Raw genomic sequence first — 17,752 nt, forward strand, 5'->3', positions numbered from 1 at the left:
TCTTGCTTGGCTTTGCCTAAACGTTTGAAAAACTCCACTAATTTATCCGTTTGATCAACGTGTGGATTCCACAAAATAGAAAGATAAAGCTCATTGCGATAAAGCTCCTGTGAAACCATCCGCTCGCGATATTTATCATCTAATTGCTTGGCAAATGTCGATCTAAAAGTCCCGTCCGGATAAATCGTTTCACGCTTTCTGATAATATGGCTATAAAGCGCTATCCGTTCATCCGCTATGTTTTTAAAAAGATTATTGAGTTGTTCGTGAAGCACATTCAGATCAATAATATCCGCTGTTTCAAAGTTAATGCCTTCAAGTTTAATAACGCTCATGAGAGCGCGTGAATCCAGCGCAATGATGTGTTTGTTGACATGGCGCACGTAAGGGATAATCGCCTCTGGCTGCTTTTCACGTTTGCGCTCTGTTCTATTCATTGTAATTCCTCATAATTACGAATTAATCGTAATGGAGAAATACTTCCCCCACCCCATAGACTCGAATTTCTGGCAAAAATAGATGTCTTTTGCCATGTCAGAAGAATACGAAATTTGTTATGGTCATGCTTTAGGATTTCCTTGAATATGAAATGCATGGCAATCCCAATAGTTACAAGAAAAATATTGCCTATCACAATAAACAATATCATCGTTCCTATCGCATTTAATCCCATAGCTTCCACCGTCACGCCTGCGATCATTGCAGGGCGCGTGCAAGCAAGAAATAACGTATCTTCTGTTAGCTTATCGTGCTCTTTCATGGCTTTGAAAGGCTGGAGTTTAACTGGAAAACATTGCTGCGATTTGTGGTGCACCAAAGATAATGCCGATGCCAATACAAACAAAGAAAGCTTTACGCATTTCAACATAACCAGCAATCCATGCAATCCCAACACCGGCAATCGCAATGGTCGCGATTGATTTTGCAATTGGTCCTGTTAAAGCTTCAATTATTTTTTGAAGAGCACTTTCAATTTTTCCGAAGCCGCCTGCGGCAAATGCTGGTTCACTCAGTGCGATGAAGGCAATAAACAGCATCAATGCTGCTGTTAACCATTTCTTTTGTGTGTTGGGTAGAGTAGTTTTTGGTAAGATGTGTTCACAACTGAATGAATTATTCATGTTTTTCATGAAAAACCCCCTCGCTATTTTAAAGTTGAAAATTAAATTAATAGTTAAAATATTAATCTACCATATAAAATGAAAAAACTATTTTTTCTACTATAAAATTAAAAATATTTAATATTTATCTTAGATAATATACTAAAATATAGTAATATTCAAAATGATACTTTTAAAATCTCTTCGAGAAGTGCCTAAATATATTATATTTATTTATATTATTATTTTTTGATTTTTATTTCAGTCAACATAATGAAAATTCTTTTTTTTAAAGGATCAGAAAAGACAATAGAAAACCCTGCTTAAAAAGCACAAAATGTTTTATGGTCGAGCAAATTTCAACAACCAGAAGATTGGCGAAGAGATCACGAGAGCTATAATTCCATTGGCCATTATTGATAAAACGTTCTCTCAAGCGCTACTGAAAAATCAAGGCAATATTCCACTACGAACTTTATAAGAAAAAACTTAATCATAATCTACACAGTCCCTAGTGGACAATTCTTGCAAAGAAAAATTATTGTGTTTAAAATTCATTTACTCGTATAGGTTGTTTTTACAGCGCTATATAAGAAAGCATTTCCTTAGTTATATGTCCTTAGTTATATGTCATTTTGCTTTGCTGTTGTTGTAGGTTGTATTAGGTTGTATTGCCATAAAAACAGTTGTTTGAAAGCTTTACCATATTGAAAATCTTTTTTTTTTAATATAGCTTTGACCTTGACATGCTTTTTTCGAGCTATGAGTCGTTTCAAATAGAGGGAAGGATAATGGCAAAAAAAATAAAAACCCAACTGCGTTAACAGAAGGGTTTCTAAAATGCCCGTACTACATATACGGTAAATTAAATTCAACAAACTAATTCCTAATTTAATTTATCGTGAAGCATTCTGCAAGAGAAATTTTGTAGAAAAGGGATATTTTTAGCATTTTTTTTTGCCTCCAATAGAGAGGTTTTAAAAATTATGGTTAATAAAACATCTGGTAGAAAATTAACTTCAAAGCACTGGGAATATATAAAAATTGCTGATAATACCAATATTGGCCACATTACTAGAAGCCAACTTCTTTTTCTTGTACAAGACTTACCAGTAACTGATCTTATCAAAGGAACAGAAGCCCATTTATTAGCTAAACTTTTGAATACTGTACCAGTTACGCATTTTGAAAAAGGTAAAATTCCAATAGTTTTTAAAAGCAACCATCAAATTGGTCTGGAAATTGGTTGTACGTCTGTTCATGTAAGTAGATTACTTTCACGCCTTTTTGATAAAGGTCTTATTGTGATGCGGGATTCTGGTAATTATAAACGCTATAGTTTTAATTCTGCTAATCATGTACCAATTGCTTGTGGTATTGACCTTAGCATTTTAATCGCGCGTTACCATGAACTTCAGCACTCTATTTTAAAGAGTAAAGAAGAAAAGAAACATCATGATATGGCTGTTAGAACCTTTTGTGGTGTTTGTCGTCGATTACGGCTTCGTATTGAAGAAATAAAATTTACACCTATCGCTTCAATGTTTTTAAATCGTATGAATAAAGTTAAATCTGTTCTTGGTTCTCCTTTTAAAGCGTCCACCTTTAAATTGGAAAAAGCTATTAAGCTTTTTAATTGGCTCTTAGAGCGTTTATTTTTTACAAAAATGTTATGCACAAACAACAAAAATGTTATGCAATTACATAATACACCCCCTAACTATAATTGTAATTGTAACAAAAATGAGTGTTCAGATAACTCTGAACACACTCAAACCATTAATGTGACCTCCGGTCATGATAAAATGGCTTATGAAAATATAGAGAAAGGCAAGACGGAAACATCACTTCCTTCAAAAAGTAGTACATTGCCTCAAATTAAGCCGGAGATACTAGAAAAGGCTTTGCCGAATGCCGCCTTATTTTCTGAATGTAGTCTCCAAACAGAAAGCGATTTGATACGTTCTATGTATCCTATGTACAGAATGATTAATGTTTCAGAACATGCCGCTGAACAAGCTACAAAAATCATGGGGCTTAAAAAAACAGCTCTAGCCATTGCCATCATTTTTGAAAAATATGCTAGAGGACTTGTAAAATCACCAGGGGGATATCTCCGCGGCATGATTGATAAAGAAAAAAAGGGAGAATTGTATCTAGAGCGTTCTTTATTTGCTTTATTGAAACAAGCTGATCAAGAAGAAATAAATAGTTTAAACTTAGAAAAAAATCAGAAAATAAAGCTAAACAAAGAAAAAAGTCCTTTGTTTAAATCGGAACTGAATGAAGTTCTTAAAACTTTGAAAATGCCAATAAATTCAAAGAAATTTGCGTCATAAGTTTGACAAGCAATAATCATTTCAGATTTATGCACTGAAAGAAAGCTTTTTAGTTTTTCTTTTAGTGATGGGGATGATTTTCAAAAAATAGTGAACGTATTTTCAATTAAGTTAAGTAATCCACAATAGTATTTCAAATACGAATTTGGCATATACAAAGACTACTTTAAACTTAACTAATCATTACTATGAAGATTATAATTAAAATGGAGAAAGAGATTTACTATAACAACCCTGCGGGGGAAATTATGTAGGGACTCTCTCTCCGAAAAAGAGATATATACAAGATACTTTCGCTTAGCAATTACTTTTTTAAGCTTATGAATAAATTAATATGAAAAGCTTCGTTATAAGTATTCTATTGGATTAGAAACCTATACCAATAGCTTTAGCTTGCTTATTTTTGTAAAATCTTCAAGATCTGTTTGATATTCATTAGATTAAATATCTGATTTGGTAAAAGATCGTTCTATTTTATATTCTTTCATAAGAATAATTTTATTTCCTTTAAATTAAAGAAAAATATAGATTGGGAGAAATTTTTATCGCAATTATTCGTTGATAAAAAATAATAAGCCCTCTGGGACAAATGCATATATTTTATAGGGGATATAAAAATGCCAAAAATTTTTATTGTATATAATGATCATACTATTTTAGAACAAACTGAACGTGTTCTTTTTAAGCTTGGATTGGAACCATACGTTCTGAAATTTGGTAGTGATAATTTAACTACTATTGAGGATTTTAAACAAGAAATTAGTATGCAAACTAATTCTCCAAAATTTGGTATTGTGCTACTTACTCCCGATGATATTGGATATGAAAAATCTGCTGATAAAAAAGATGCAAAACCGCGCGCTAATCAAAATGTTATTTTTAAAATGGGTATGTTAATTCCTAAAATTTCTTGCAGAAATATTGCTATTTTAAAACAACGAGATGTTGAAGTGCCTTCAGATTATGAAGGGATTAATTACATTCCTTTTAATGAACACGTAAAAGAGACTCTCCCAAAACTTATTGAATTATTAAACACAGCCGGATTCAATTTAGATACACTTAACAACTGAATTTTTTTGCATGAAGTATACGCAAGATACGCACAGTGTCATTTGAAACGTCATAAATTGCAATATCAGAAAAAACGATCATTTTTTATGAACGAAAATTGTATATTTAATTCCTATTTTTTCTATGCAATAATATATCAGTTTTAATCTAAAATAACCTTTTTACTGAAAATGCCAAAATTTTATGCTTATTTACGTGTTTCTCGTGATGGACAAGATACAGAAAATCAAAAATTTGGATTGTTAGAATATGCTAATAAAAATGGCTTTGCACCACTTCATATTGAGGAAGAAATTGCAAGTAGAGGAAAAGATTGGCGTAAGCGTAAACTTGGTGCTTTAATTGAAAAAGCGGAATGTGGTGATGTTTTACTCACACCGGAGTTTTCTCGTATAGCTGGTTCTTCTCTTGCTGTTTTAGAAATTCTCAAAGCAGCCAGTGAACGTGGTTTAATTGTGCATATAACGAAACAAAACCTTATCATGGATGGAAGTTTGCAAAGCGATATCATTGCAAACGTATTGGGTATGGTATCGCAAATTGAACGGCATTTAATTCAAACACGCACAAAAGAAGCCTTAAATGTTGCTCGTCAACGAGGAATAAAACTTGGCCGGCCAAAAGGAAGCAAAGCTACGCAATTAAAGCTGGACAATCACATTGATGAAATTCAAGCATTTATAAATGTTGGTTTATCACAGAGCCGTATTGCTAAGACATTAGGAGTCAGTGTGAACACCTTGCGTTTATTTATTGAACGTAAAAACATCACGCTTACAAAAATAAAGCCTATCATTACCATGCCAAAAACATAAAGGTATATTTTAGTATAGTACTCTACCCTACGATATAATATCATAAGGTATAGTAAAATTAACTGATAAACTTCTCATAGAGGAAATTAATTTTTTCCTATATCCTCTTTCCAAAATTTTGTGCCATTGTCTATCATTAGAGCTAATTGTAGTGCAGCCTCTGGAACTTTACTTTTTATGATATCTCCTCTCTCTGTTTTAACTTCTGTAAATCCATCACGCTGTATTATATCGGGTTTGTTAAAACTATCTATTTTTTGATTAAAAGTTTCAAAAAAATTGCTAACGTTTTTAAAAACTTTATCGTTATGATTTTGAACGTATTTTTTTGGCATTTTTGCTCCTTATAAATTTTTGCTTCTTATAAAAGGTGTACTTTAATACTTTATTATACCTTATAGTATAATACTATACAATACCATACCATACTATATTCTATTTAGAGAGTAACTAAATGCCTGTCATATCCTTTGCTAATTCCAAGGGGGGGAGTGGAAAAACAACATCTGCTTTGCTCCTTGCTTGTGAACTTGCACATGCTAAACCTGTTACAATTATAGATGCTGATCCTCGCCATCCTATTACCACTTGGTCTGAATTGCCGGGTAAACCAGATAATCTTACTGTCGTTACTAATGAATCTGAAAAAACTATTTTAGATGAAATAGAAATTGCATCTACTCGAGATCCATTCGTAATTGTTGATCTAGAAGGTACAGCATCACGCTTAACTAGTTATGCAATTAGTCAATCTGATTTTGTAATTATTCCTATGAAGGAACAACAGCAAGACGCTATAGCAGCTATCGAAATTATAAAAGAAATTCACAGAGATATGAAAGCTGTACGGCGTCTTATCGCTTATTCTGTTTTGTTTACGCAATCTAAAGTTGTTGCAAAATCCAGAACTGCTCGTTTTGTATCATCTCAATTTAGAAAAAACCCAGAACTTGATGTTTTTGAAACAGAAATCAATGAACGTGATGCTTTTTCAGCAATCTTTGCAACTGGAGGTTCACATCGTAATCTCAATCCAAAGGAAGTTAATAATTTAGAAACTGCGATTGGCAATGTCGAAGCATTTGTTGCTGAAGTCATTACAAAGCTAAAAAAAGTTCAAGAGAAAGGAAATTAAAGAATGAGTACAGAAAGAAAACCATTAAATTTTTCAGAACTTGATGATTTTAAACCACGGCAAACTCAATCTTCTTTAAACATTATACAACGCAAAGAGGTAGATAAGGCAGCAACTTTCCCAAGTCGTGAACAGTCAGTTGAGATACAATTAAATATCAAAGCTAGCGTAAATATCATTAATCGTTTTAAATTGATGGCTAAACAAGAGCGATATCGCCATGGTGATTTTCTAGAAATATTAATGAATGCTTATAAACAGAGCGATTAGTTTGTACGCTATAATTTTAAAAGTATTCATTTTATTCAGAAAACAAACATAAAACTGCTTTCTGTTTTTTAGGATTAAGTTTTCTAAAACCTTTTAAAAGGAAATATTCTTCTTTACTGGAAATTTCTTCATCATAATGGTACGGAATATTTCTTTTTTGTGAAATATCGGTATAAAAAAAGGAGATATGAACATCTAGTATGTTAGCGATTTCCTGCAAGCGTCCAGCTCCTACACGATTTGAGCCTTTTTCATATTTTTGGATTTGTTGGAAGCTTACTCCTAATTTGTTTCCTAACTCTGTCTGAGAAATTCCCATTGAAATGCGTTTATGACGAATTCTTTTGCCTACAGAAATATCATTAAAATGTGGAGTTTTCTTTTGCACTTTAAATTCCCCCCGACCGGGTGCGAGCGCCCTCGCATTGGTATTCCGGGAGTTAAAAGTACTGAAGTTTGAATCAGCTTTTTGCTTTTAGTGCTTAAAGCACCTGGACATAGCAAAAGCTCCCGGAATCCCGGGAAACCCACAGAGTGGGCTAATTTTTATGTTCAAACTTTAAGGCTTTTAATCCCTTATTAATCGCTGCGTATACGATTAAAACATTCGCTTACCAATAAAGTAATTTCAGGAGATTGGCAAATAAAAATAGTTTTTATTTATAAACTTTATTTTTTAATGAGAGGCTATCCGCCTCTCAAACTCTCCGGAACGCTCACCAAAATCATGACATCAGATCCGCGTTTAATGAGAGGACTAACAATCCTTGGTTCTTAGTGTCAAGGAAACCATTACATGGCGCCTAAAGGCGTCCTTGACAAAGAACCTAACGTCTTGTTTTGTCCTTCTCACGCGGCTCCGAAATCATGATTAGAAGGGAGAGCTTTTAGGGGCAAATACTACAAAAGAAAGAGATAAAAATTATAAGCTATTTTATGAGATAAATATTTGAAAATATTATAAAAAATGGCAAAAAAAGACAAAAAATAGTTGACAATAAATGGGTATTTTGCTATATTAATACTTAAGTGATCAAAACACTAATCCTAAAGCGAATAGATTACGAAACAATCTTTCTTTGCTTTTCAAAAACTGACTGTCTTTGTATGTTTTAAAAACGTATAATGATTTTGTCGGGTGTAGTTATGTCATATAATACCCTTACGGGGAAAGCATAACAACAGACTTTAGGCTGTGTTTTGAGCACCCGACGCCTTTATAGGTGTCAATTCAAAACATTATTAACCTAAAGGAGTTCATTATGAACGCTATCTCCAAAAAATATGAATTTACAAATGAAACCAAACAAGTTGGTGATGTTACACTTTATCGCATTCGTGCATTAAGAGACTTTGGTGATGTCAAGGCTGGTGATCTTGGTGGTTTTATTGAGAAGGAAGATAACCTCTCTCATGACGGAAATTGCTGGGTTGGTGGTAATGCATGGGCTTTTAGCTACGGTCGTGTTTATGATAACGCTATTGTTTGTGATGATGCTATTGTTTGTGGTCACATTTATGGGAATGCGCATGTATGTGATAAAACCCGCGTGTATGTGGGCGCTCATGTTTATGACGATGCTCATCTTTCTTATAACGCATGGGTTTATCATCATGCACGGGTTTATGGTAATGCAAAATTATCTGGGAGTGCACGTATTCATAGAAATGCAGAAGTTTATGATCATGCTGTTGTTAGTGGCGCAGCGAAAATTTATGGCAAGGTCTATGAAAATGCTAGCGTGGGGTGTCATACTAAAGTTTACGGTTCTGTTTATGGCAATGCGAAGATCTCTGGTTATTTCCATATTAGTGGTAATGTATATGGCAATGCAATAATAAAAAGATCTGCTAGGTTTTCTTTCGTTCCCAGAAATTGTGAGGTTTATGAAGGCGATAATATTGTTAAAACGGTCGCTGAAGTAGCATAAATAATAGGCGCGGGGGGGCGCCTGCTTTTTAAAAATTATGTCACATTAAGCACTAAAAAATCATAAAATTGAAATAATTATTTATATAGGTATATAAATAATCGTGAATAAAATAAAACGTATCATATAGCCATAAAGCGTTTTATAGATAAAAATATTGGAGGGGGTAATGGACACTCTATCTACTAATAAATTAAATAAAAAAGAGAAAAATCCAAATTCCAAACAATCAATTTTAATAACTATAATACGTAGAGTGTTTTCTATCGTTTATAAAATATTACATAAGATATTGAAAACGTGCCTTTTTTTTCTTTTCCTTTTTCTTTTGCTTATTCGTAAACCGGTTATTATTTTAACAGAGTTTATAGCAGGGGGGAGTTTGCTGGTGTTATTTATTTTTTTTACTGGATATGTAGCGGGCTCTGCACCTTTTGAACACCAAACAGCAATGGTCATTGGTTATATTGTCTTGATATTTCTAAGTTTAGCTGTCAATTGGGGGTACGATACGCTGCTATTACGGCTAGCTCCTCCTGGTTCTGATCTTATGCTTTTCAAGTAAAAGCTTATTAGAGAATGTTCGTCAAGCTCTCCAATACGATAGAATGGTACTAACAAGAGCTAGTACAAAGAGGATGTATTTTAGGCTGTTTCTGTTTTAAAGCTTGCGCTAAATCATAATTTGTTTGCATAGCTAGCCAAGCACGTGCAGTACTCACACCAGCCATTTCAAGTCTAATAGCGAGATTGGGACTAACAGCAGCTTTTCCATTTAAAACCCTAGAAAAAGCTACACGAGACATACCAAGCCGTTCAGCTGTTTCGGTAACAGATAAACCAAGCTCTACGATTACATCTTCACGCAAGAGTTCTCCAGGATGTGGAGGGTTTTTCATCATTTTTTATCTCTCCTTATTCAATGATAATCTAGATAATCAACTAATTCGACATCTATACCAATAAAACGGAATATTACACGCCAATTTCCATTTACTGTAATTGACCAAAAGCCCTTAAGATCACCTTTTAAAGGATGTAATCGAAAGGACGGATAATTCAAATCATTTGGTGATATAGCTACGTCAAGAGCACCTAGAATACGCCTTAACTTTTGAGTATGAGCAGACTGAATTCCTTTTGTAGTACCAGTAGTGTAGAAGGCTTCAAGCCCTTTATGTTTAAATCCCAAAATCATGATTCACTGTAATGTGTATCGTTATAAAATACAAGAAGAAGTTGTTCATTAAGCTACAATGTTACCATTATTGGTAACATTGTGAAGCGTAACTACTATGCTTTTATTATTTTTCTCTTCTGTATCTGTATATTTTAAGCATCAAAAATGCCTGCTAAAGCAGATTTTTTGAATTGAGGAGGGGCAGCCTCTTATTTTATAGATAAATGGAGCTAATTATTTTTTTATCTAAGATAATCTTCAAGATCTATTTGATTACTAATGTCCATTTCTAAAGGTTTTCTATTCTCATATACACCTTGAATACCGGCTGCTTTCATGCGATTTTTTAAGTTCTTTCTAAGAGCTATTTTGTGGATTTTAGCACTACCTTTCCAACCAAGGTTTGGGTTGAGACGGTAGGATCTATTAATCCCAATACGAGGACCTTCCAAAAGAATATCCATAGCTATTAGTCTTTTTACGCTTCGATTAAAGTGATGTCTGGTAATACCAACTTTTTTAGCCAATTCCGTTTGATTGACGACTAATAGATTTTCGAAATCAAGACGAGAAGCCAGAATGAAAAACACCTTGAGATCATATCCGTTTAAATTACTTTTCGCTATTATAGCCATCGGATGTTGAGGCATTGCAATCCATTCCTTTTTAAATCCATTTTTGCCTTTTAGGTATGACACAAACAACAAAGCCGTCCATAACCTCCACTATTTTACATCTATTTGGTATAATTTTTTTATCCACGTAGTTAAAAAATCAAATGTTTTTTCCCTACTATAAGGTGCTGTGTAGGCACCCTTAAACGCTCTCCTTCTAATCATGATTTCGGAGCCGCGTGAGAGGGACGAAACAAGACGTTAGGTTCTTTGTCAAGGACGCCTTTAGGCGCCATGTAATGGTTTCCTTGACACTAAGAACCAAGGATTGTTAGTCCTCTCATTAAACGCGGGTCTGATGTCATGATTTTGGTGAGCGTTCCAGAGAGTTTGAGAGGCGGATAGCCTCTCATTATTGATTATGGACGAACGAAGTGAGTTCTATTTAGGATATATTATTATTTAGGAGCAAATCTATTTTTGTTAGTAAGGGCTGTTAAATCCTTACGTCTAAAATAGATAGAGCGTCCACAACGGATAGGGGGTTGCCCTCGCACGAGAATGATTTGTTCGTCTAGGCGCATTTCTTGGGTAATTTCATGAGGATAAATTAAAGGTCTCTGCTGGGTGTTTACATTTTCTGTCCCTCTTGTATGGAATCCTCCTAGAGGTTTTCTTGAATTTTTCACTTCAACAGTCATTTGACCACATGCCTTAGATATATTTTCAGCAGTTTTAATATCTTGTATTGCGGCATAACTTATAAAAGCACAACTTTCAAACCATGTCATAGCACCCGATGAACCGAAATGACGTTCAATTTGTCCTATAGATTGGTAAAAGAGCATGAGAGATATTCCATATTTACGACCACGGTCACGAGCTTCTTCTAAGATGTTCATATATCCTAACAGATCAATCTCATCTAAAACAAAGAGGACTCTTTTTTCATAGTTTCCATTTGCGGCTTCCATAGCTTTGAGAAGAGAACCAACAAGAATCCGTCCCACACCAGGGTAAGATTTTAGAGTTTTTGATGGGATATTAAAAAAGATGTCTACATTGCCTTTTGTTATATCATTAGTTTTAAAGTCGTCACCACTTATAAGGTTGGCATAACTATCAAGGGAAAGCCATTGGGTATCTTTAGAAGCAGTAGCATAAACACTAGAGAAAGTTTGCTGTGCCATATTGGTAAAGACCCCGAGGGTTTCACGAATGAATTGTGATGAAGAATTTGATTGTATTGATTTCAATTTTCCAATAACCGATGGTTCTGGTTCTGATACAATCATACGAAGTGTTTTTAAGTTTTTTTCATGTTCTTTGTATTCATCAGAAAAGACGACATGTGCAAGTAGACCTGTTAACAAATTGTGAGCATGAGAGATAAAAAATTGATCGGTTGAAGTGGATCTATAATTTTCTGAAAGGAGGAGTCGTGCTGTCTCTACGAGACCTACTTCCTTTTCACAAATAGGGATATTTTTATCTAATAACCAATCTAAGGGATTAAAAGTTTTTGTTGAATCTCCATGGGGATCAAGAACGTATACTTTTCTTTTTGACAGCTGCCTTGTTTTTTTTACCATTGGAGCGATTTCAGTTGAAGGGTCAAAAACGACCAGTGGACCGGAATATTTGAGACAAGTTGGAATAACATTACTGGTTGTTTTATAACCACCAGAACCAGCAAAAAATAACATATGGGGTGAAGAAAAATTTTGTTTATATGTTAGTAATGGCTGTGTTCCTCCTTTCCCCCATGTTGTTTTGTCTTGAGAATCAAAAAGAACATCTGTTACAATATCTTCGTCTACTCGATATCGTTCTCCTACGATAATTTCTCCATCGCTTGGAAAGATGCTTTCTAGTTTTTTCATATTCATCCATTGAGCGCCGCCGAAGATTGTATTTTTTAATTTTTTCGAAGGTAATTTTTTTGGCAACGATAGATTCATAGTGTAACCAAGGATAACAACGCCAATAACAACACCCCATAAAACCATCCTATCAAAGAAAGGAAGAACATCCGCCCATGTCATATTATCTTGACCAACATATGGACTAAGTCTGATATATTCATTTGCACTATAATAAGTTGCAAACAAACCAAAGACGATCATGGACGAAATAGTGATATTTTTTCTGGTATGCTTTTTTTGTAATAAGATGAATGAAGAACATGAAAGTGCAATAAAGATTAAAATATCCAGTGGCTTTGATCTTACAAACCAATAAGCATCAGGCGTCGTTCCATTTTCTGTAATGTTATTGATGGTTATGTTTACAAGAAAAAGAATTATGATTGAAAAGAGAAAAGGGCATATTAAAAATATGATTTGTTTACGATTTAGATTGTTTATCATTTTGACCCCGCGTATCAGCAAAAGCATGCTGTCCTATTTTTTGTAAATTTTTATATTCATTTGAATTTGTATCAAGTTTTGCAGCGTGAATTAAACATCCTAAAATAAAAGACTTATCAGCATTTTTAAGACCAGCCTTTACGACAAGACCGCCTAGAATAATTTTTTCACGTGCATCTTTACGTCTTATTTCATCACTCAAAAATCTCCTCCTTTTTTCAATGCGTCTTAGTGATTTTATAGAGTTACCAAGATTATTCAGTTTTTTGCTGATCTTTTTGAAATCGGTCTTTAATCTCCTCGAAAATATTTTTCCATTGATCGTTTGTTATATTTAATTCTGTTAATCCCGCTTCTGCTGCTAATAGTGCAATTTTTTCTCCTTCTTGTTTTTTAGCAGCTTTAATTCTTTCAAGAAGTTTTTTACTTTTTTCTTCCAGAGCTTTTTTTTCCTCTATAAGTTTTTCTAAAGATTTACGTGACATTTCAAACTCTCTTTTATTTTTTAATCTTTATTTTTACTTAACAGAATAAATCTCCAATAACAATACTTAATAGTGCGCATTTATGCGCTCCTGAAAATGTCTTTTTTCAAAAGATTTTTGAAGGCGCAATTATACGTTTTAAAGTAAAACGTTTTATGCTATAGATTATTTCTGTGAAATAAACACAATTTTTGGTAATTGTATCTTATGGCGAGTACGCATTTACAAGCTAAAATTATTGGTGCTGGAAAATCAGCAATTTCGGCTGCTGCCTATCGTCATAGGACAAGGATGTTTGATGAGTTAGAAGGATCTCATACGCATAGATATGATAAAGATAGGGACCTTGTACATTCAGAAATGAATATTCCAGAAGGTTCTCCAAAATGGATTACACAACAACTCAGTTATTTTGATACAAATGATAAAAAAAGTGAATGGCTGTGGAACACTGTGCAAAATAGTGAGCGCGTGAATGGACAGTTAGCAAGAGAAATAGTTATAGCGTTGCCATTAGAGTTATCACGAGATCAAAATATTTCTCTTGTACGAGACTTTGTAAAAGAAAACTTTGCATCACGTGGTCTTGTTTCTGATTGGGTTTATCATGACAAGGAAGGAAATCCACATGTGCATATTATGCATACTTTACGTCCAGTTTTAGAAAATGGTTTTGGTCCCAAAAAAATAGCTGTCTTAAATGAAGATGGAACAGTAAAAAAATCTCTTGTTACTATTCGTGATAGACAAGGGAATGCTATAAGAAAAGAAGAGCGTATAGTTTATGAAACCGTCATAGGTCATAAAGATGCATTGAAGGATTTACGCAACTCATGGGGTGAGATTGCAACGATGCATCTTTCACTTGCAGGTCATGATATAAAAGTAGATATGCGTTCTTACAAAGAGCGTGGTTTATCTATAGAGCCAACCATTCATTTGGGGCAATCTGCTCATGCAATGAGTAAAAAAGGACTTGCTAGCAATGCGGTACAAGCTAATGAAAAAATAAAACAGAGATCTGTAGAGAAAATTAAAGAAAACCCTAATGAAGTATTGAAGTTAATTTCATTTGAGAAGTCGACATTTAATCATGGTGATCTTGCTAAGATCATTAATAGATATGTTGATAATTCAAATGACTTTAATGATATTATGGTGAGCTTAGAACAAAGCAATAACCTGATTAAAATTAAAGATCATTCCAATCCTTATAAAGTTATTTACTCCACAAAGGAAATATTAAAAACAGAATATGATATGGAGCGGAGTGTTGTTTCGTTGTCTCAAACGACAGGACACGGTGTAAAAGATAGACAGGTTTTAGAGGCAATAAAGTCTGTTGAGAATAAAGATAAAAGTGATAGATTTAAATTTTCAGAAGAACAAAAATTAGCCGTTCAACATATTACAGATGATAAAGGTATTGCGGCGGTTGTTGGTTATGCAGGTGCTGGAAAATCCACTCTATTGGAAGCCGCAAATATTGCGTGGGTTAATAGTGGGAAGCGTGTATTTGGAGCAGCGCTTGCGGGGAAGGCTGCGGAAGGTCTTGAAGAATCTTCAAAGATAAAAAGTAAAACTCTTGCTGCGTGGGAATTAGCGTGGAAAAATAAAAAAGATGAATTACGGGTTGGGGATGTTTTTGTCATTGATGAAGCTGGAATGGTTTCTTCAAAACAACTTTCGCATTTTGTCCAAAAAGTTGAAAAAGCAGGCGCAAAAATTGTTTTAGTTGGTGATAATATGCAGTTGCAACCCATTGAGGCTGGAGCGGCATTTCGCGCTGTAGTTGATAATATTGGTTATGTAGAATTATCCGGTATTAGGAGACAAAAAGAAGAATGGGGGCAAGATGCATCACGACAGTTTGCACGTGGACAAGTAAAGGAAGCTTTAGATCATTATAAAAATAGAGGATTCATTCGTGAGACTAAAACGCATGATCAAGCCATAAATACTCTTGTTAAAGATTGGATGAATACACGAAGAAAAGTTGAAAAAAAAGCTCTGGAAGAAGGAAAAACTTTACGGGGTGACGAATTACTTGTTCTTGCTCATACGAATGCGTCTGTAAAAAAATTAAATGAAGAAATTCGAACTGCTCTTAAAGATGCTCGTTTACTTAAATCTGAAGATAGTGCAAGCGTTACAAATTTTGATACTCTTAAGGGGCATAGGGAATTTGTTGTTGGTGACAGAATTATCTTTCTTGAAAATGCTCAATTTGAAGAAAGATCAGCCCCAGAATTAGGAAAGCAAAAAGTTAAAAATGGTATGTTGGGAACTGTTTTGTCTACACAAAATGAAAGAGGAAAACCGCTTTTAAAAGTGTGTCTTGACTCTGGCCAAGAAGTTGTTTTCTCCAATCAGACCTATCAAAACGTTGATCATGGATATGCGGCTACGATTCATAAGAGTCAAGGAGTTACCGTTGATAATGTCTTTGTTTTAGCCTCCTCATCTATGGATCAACATCTCTCCTATGTTGCAATGTCTCGCCATAGGCATCAGTCACATCTTTATGTAGCCGAAGAGGATTTTAAAAACGTTCGATTACACGAACACAAACAGGTTAAAGGTACAATCACTGGTGAACTTGTTGAAGCTGGGTATGCTTCTTTTAGTGAAACAGCCAAAACCAAAACACCTTATGCGGATATAGCAACTTTCCGTGGAGTTGAACGTGTTTATGGTGTAAATCTTCCCTCTGCGATAGATGGGGCTCGTATTGAGCTTGGTGATAAGATATCCATTCGTCAAAACAAAGAGACTGTTGTTGTTAACAATAAAGAGATTAGACAAAACATTTTTCATGTGGATTTTATAGAACGTGGTGATCCTTCTTTTGCTAGTAGCATTAAACAATCCGATCGTGCAAATACCTATGAAAAATTGGTAGCAGCTCTTTCTAGGTCTGGTGTTAAAACAACAACTCTCGATTTTTCTGAATCTCCTGATTATAGAGATTATATAGCCAAATTTAAAAAAAATAGAGGGATTGATGTTTCTCAAGGTTTAGGGGAAAAAATAGCCTCTTACGTTGATTTTAATAAAGAATGGTTGCAAAAACAAAAAGAAAAGATTGAAACCCTTTGGGGGAGAGCAACGACAGTTTTTAGCAAACTTAAAAAAGAAGAGCTCGAGGTTGAGCAATCACAAAAAGAGTTGAATGTTGCATCAAAAACAACGGAAAAAGCCCCATACCTTGCGGCTTATACGGATAACTCTAATCTAGAACAGAAGGTGCTAAGCGCTCTTAGAAATAAAAAATCTTACATTGATATGTTTAAGGAGTTAAACAGTCATTTAGCATCTATTTATAAAGATCCACAAGAGGCTGCGCTTAGGATTGAGCAAACGATTTTAGCAGGGAAAGGCGATAAACTCTCTGATATTTTGGATAGGGCACCTGATAGAGCGGGCGAACTGCGTGGATCAGATCGTTTTATCGATAAATTGAAGGCTACAGGAAAAGAACGAAAAGAAGCGCTTTATCATGTTCCTCTTGCTATTTCTTCTATTAAAATGCTTCAATCCTTTTATGAGAATTCTTATGAGACGCTGATGGTTAGTGTTACACGGGAGCGTGAACAGTTAAAAGTAGAGGTTCCGTCACTTTCACAAGAAGCAGTGACTTTTATGAAAAATGTTGAAGCTGGTCGTGATAGTTATTCAAAGATACCAGAGCAGGTTGGTGAAGAATTTTTAAAGCTGAAAAGTGCTTTAGATAAACGTTTTGGACAGGATGCTATTCATAAACAAGACTTTGACTTGTCAAAAGCAATCACGCCAAATCAGCCTCAAGATAAAAAGCTTGTGAAAGAGCTTCAAACAGCAGTTAAAGTTTTGCAACAGATACATACGAAAGAGCTAAATAATGTGATAGCGCAAACAATGTCAAAAGAAATTACACGATAAAGAAATTTAGAACATTAGAAACTTGTTATAATAACTCATTTGAGCCATACATAAGAAGGTAACTAAAGGAGGTTTACTATGGGCATAGCCGTAGATTCAAAAGATGTTATTCGAGCAAATATAGATAAGAAGTTGAAAAAAGAAGCCGGTGAAATATTAGCAAGTTTAGGACTTACGGTGTCTGATTTCATACGAATTTCCTTAGCTAAAGTTGTTGATGAAAGAGGATTGCCGTTTGATATGTCTATTTCTAATGCGAAAACGCTTAAAACTTTTGAAAAGAATGCAAAAGGATAAGATGTATACTTTGCGAAAGATATGAATGAGTTATTTAAGTCATTTCGACAGTTTTTAAAAAGCATCACGGCGTTTGAAGGGGTCGTAATAGATTTCTGTTACACGAAATTTTCCTTCGAGGCGTTTACATTGGATGATGACATCTATCATCGAGATTAATAAGCCGCGGATATCATCGCGTGCTAAATTACCACCACCGTCACTTTCTTTGACTAAAAGGGT

At 34.3% G+C, this 17,752-nt stretch carries 19 protein-coding genes and 2 pseudogenes; 9 read left to right on the forward strand and 12 right to left on the reverse strand.

Features of this window, described 5'->3' with window-relative positions; genetic code table 11:
• From ACFIL8_RS04540 to ACFIL8_RS04550, 3 genes and pseudogenes are all read right to left on the reverse strand, one after another.
• Positions 1–437: pseudogene (locus tag ACFIL8_RS04540) on the reverse strand (transporter); the annotation flags it as partial.
• A complete protein-coding gene (locus ACFIL8_RS04545) occupies positions 434–760 on the reverse strand; it encodes a type IV secretion system protein VirB3 (RefSeq protein ID WP_375661710.1) in 327 nt (108 codons plus the stop codon). The pseudogene ACFIL8_RS04540 and the gene ACFIL8_RS04545, both read right to left, overlap by 4 nt.
• A gap of 19 nt (positions 761–779) precedes the next feature.
• Complete coding sequence (locus ACFIL8_RS04550; RefSeq protein WP_375618881.1) at positions 780–1,130, reverse strand: TrbC/VirB2 family protein; 351 nt, start codon at positions 1,128–1,130, stop codon at positions 780–782.
• Positions 1,131–2,086: 956 nt separating this feature from the next.
• On the opposite strand from ACFIL8_RS04550, the gene repC reads away from it, so the two are divergent.
• The 3 genes from repC to ACFIL8_RS04565 all read left to right on the forward strand — a co-directional run bounded on the left by repC (position 2,087) and on the right by ACFIL8_RS04565 (position 5,328).
• The gene (gene repC, locus ACFIL8_RS04555; protein WP_375689013.1) at positions 2,087–3,439 is read left to right on the forward strand and encodes a replication initiation protein RepC; all 1,353 of its coding nucleotides are present in this window, start codon (positions 2,087–2,089) and stop codon (positions 3,437–3,439) included.
• A gap of 617 nt (positions 3,440–4,056) precedes the next feature.
• Entirely contained in the window at positions 4,057–4,512 is a 456-nt protein-coding gene (locus tag ACFIL8_RS04560; protein WP_375634878.1) for a TIR domain-containing protein, read from the forward strand.
• 171 nt (positions 4,513–4,683) lie between these two features.
• On the forward strand, positions 4,684–5,328 hold the full coding sequence (locus tag ACFIL8_RS04565; RefSeq protein WP_375612424.1) for a recombinase family protein: 645 nt from the start codon (positions 4,684–4,686) through the stop codon (positions 5,326–5,328).
• 86 nt (positions 5,329–5,414) lie between these two features.
• Here ACFIL8_RS04565 and ACFIL8_RS04570 read toward each other — a convergent pair whose 3' ends face one another.
• The gene (locus tag ACFIL8_RS04570; RefSeq protein WP_375618899.1) at positions 5,415–5,663 is read right to left on the reverse strand and encodes a hypothetical protein; all 249 of its coding nucleotides are present in this window, start codon (positions 5,661–5,663) and stop codon (positions 5,415–5,417) included.
• A 119-nt stretch (positions 5,664–5,782) separates the two neighbouring features.
• Here ACFIL8_RS04570 and ACFIL8_RS04575 point away from each other — a divergent pair, with 119 nt between their 5' ends.
• Together ACFIL8_RS04575 and ACFIL8_RS04580 are read left to right on the forward strand one after the other, a co-directional pair.
• On the forward strand, positions 5,783–6,463 hold the full coding sequence (locus tag ACFIL8_RS04575; RefSeq protein ID WP_375689015.1) for a ParA family protein: 681 nt from the start codon (positions 5,783–5,785) through the stop codon (positions 6,461–6,463).
• Between the two features lie 3 nt (positions 6,464–6,466).
• Positions 6,467–6,733, forward strand: coding sequence for a hypothetical protein (locus tag ACFIL8_RS04580; protein ID WP_375618900.1), 267 nt, complete (start codon positions 6,467–6,469; stop codon positions 6,731–6,733).
• A gap of 31 nt (positions 6,734–6,764) precedes the next feature.
• On the opposite strand, the gene ACFIL8_RS04585 is transcribed toward ACFIL8_RS04580, so the two are convergent.
• Positions 6,765–7,121, reverse strand: coding sequence for a helix-turn-helix domain-containing protein (locus ACFIL8_RS04585; protein WP_375621836.1), 357 nt, complete (start codon positions 7,119–7,121; stop codon positions 6,765–6,767).
• A gap of 874 nt (positions 7,122–7,995) precedes the next feature.
• Between ACFIL8_RS04585 and ACFIL8_RS04590 the strand changes: the two genes are divergently transcribed.
• Entirely contained in the window at positions 7,996–8,664 is a 669-nt protein-coding gene (locus ACFIL8_RS04590; protein ID WP_375612419.1) for a hypothetical protein, read from the forward strand.
• A 388-nt stretch (positions 8,665–9,052) separates the two neighbouring features.
• Positions 9,053–9,229, forward strand: a complete 177-nt coding sequence (locus ACFIL8_RS04595; RefSeq protein ID WP_375612418.1) for a hypothetical protein — start codon at positions 9,053–9,055, stop codon at positions 9,227–9,229.
• A 49-nt stretch (positions 9,230–9,278) separates the two neighbouring features.
• Here the strand turns inward: ACFIL8_RS04595 and ACFIL8_RS04600 are convergent, their stop codons facing one another.
• The 6 genes from ACFIL8_RS04600 to ACFIL8_RS04625 form a co-directional block, all read right to left on the reverse strand.
• Complete coding sequence (locus ACFIL8_RS04600; RefSeq protein ID WP_375612417.1) at positions 9,279–9,566, reverse strand: HigA family addiction module antitoxin; 288 nt, start codon at positions 9,564–9,566, stop codon at positions 9,279–9,281.
• 17 nt (positions 9,567–9,583) lie between these two features.
• Positions 9,584–9,862: a type II toxin-antitoxin system RelE/ParE family toxin gene (locus tag ACFIL8_RS04605; protein ID WP_375689017.1), complete on the reverse strand. Its 279-nt coding sequence runs from the start codon at positions 9,860–9,862 to the stop codon at positions 9,584–9,586.
• Between the two features lie 224 nt (positions 9,863–10,086).
• Positions 10,087–10,494: a replication protein RepA gene (locus ACFIL8_RS04610; RefSeq protein WP_375630387.1), complete on the reverse strand. Its 408-nt coding sequence runs from the start codon at positions 10,492–10,494 to the stop codon at positions 10,087–10,089.
• A 422-nt stretch (positions 10,495–10,916) separates the two neighbouring features.
• Positions 10,917–12,827, reverse strand: coding sequence for a Ti-type conjugative transfer system protein TraG (gene traG, locus ACFIL8_RS04615; protein ID WP_375637851.1), 1,911 nt, complete (start codon positions 12,825–12,827; stop codon positions 10,917–10,919).
• The gene (locus ACFIL8_RS04620; RefSeq protein ID WP_375634888.1) at positions 12,805–13,029 is read right to left on the reverse strand and encodes a conjugal transfer protein TraD; all 225 of its coding nucleotides are present in this window, start codon (positions 13,027–13,029) and stop codon (positions 12,805–12,807) included. Before ACFIL8_RS04620 ends, traG begins: the two co-directional genes overlap by 23 nt.
• A 52-nt stretch (positions 13,030–13,081) precedes the next feature.
• A complete protein-coding gene (locus tag ACFIL8_RS04625) occupies positions 13,082–13,312 on the reverse strand; it encodes a TraC family protein (RefSeq protein WP_375634889.1) in 231 nt (76 codons plus the stop codon).
• A 207-nt stretch (positions 13,313–13,519) separates the two neighbouring features.
• Between ACFIL8_RS04625 and traA the strand changes: the two genes are divergently transcribed.
• Positions 13,520–17,233, forward strand: coding sequence for a Ti-type conjugative transfer relaxase TraA (traA, locus tag ACFIL8_RS04630; RefSeq protein ID WP_375634891.1), 3,714 nt, complete (start codon positions 13,520–13,522; stop codon positions 17,231–17,233).
• Between the two features lie 78 nt (positions 17,234–17,311).
• Positions 17,312–17,530, forward strand: a complete 219-nt coding sequence (locus ACFIL8_RS04635) for a type II toxin-antitoxin system RelB/DinJ family antitoxin (RefSeq protein WP_375634893.1) — start codon at positions 17,312–17,314, stop codon at positions 17,528–17,530.
• A 54-nt stretch (positions 17,531–17,584) separates the two neighbouring features.
• Here the strand turns inward: ACFIL8_RS04635 and ACFIL8_RS04640 are convergent.
• Positions 17,585–17,752, reverse strand: a pseudogene (locus tag ACFIL8_RS04640) (P-type DNA transfer ATPase VirB11); the annotation flags it as partial.

Source organism: Bartonella sp. AP57NXGY, assembly GCF_042195805.1.
In the GTDB taxonomy this organism is placed as follows: domain Bacteria; phylum Pseudomonadota; class Alphaproteobacteria; order Rhizobiales; family Rhizobiaceae; genus Bartonella.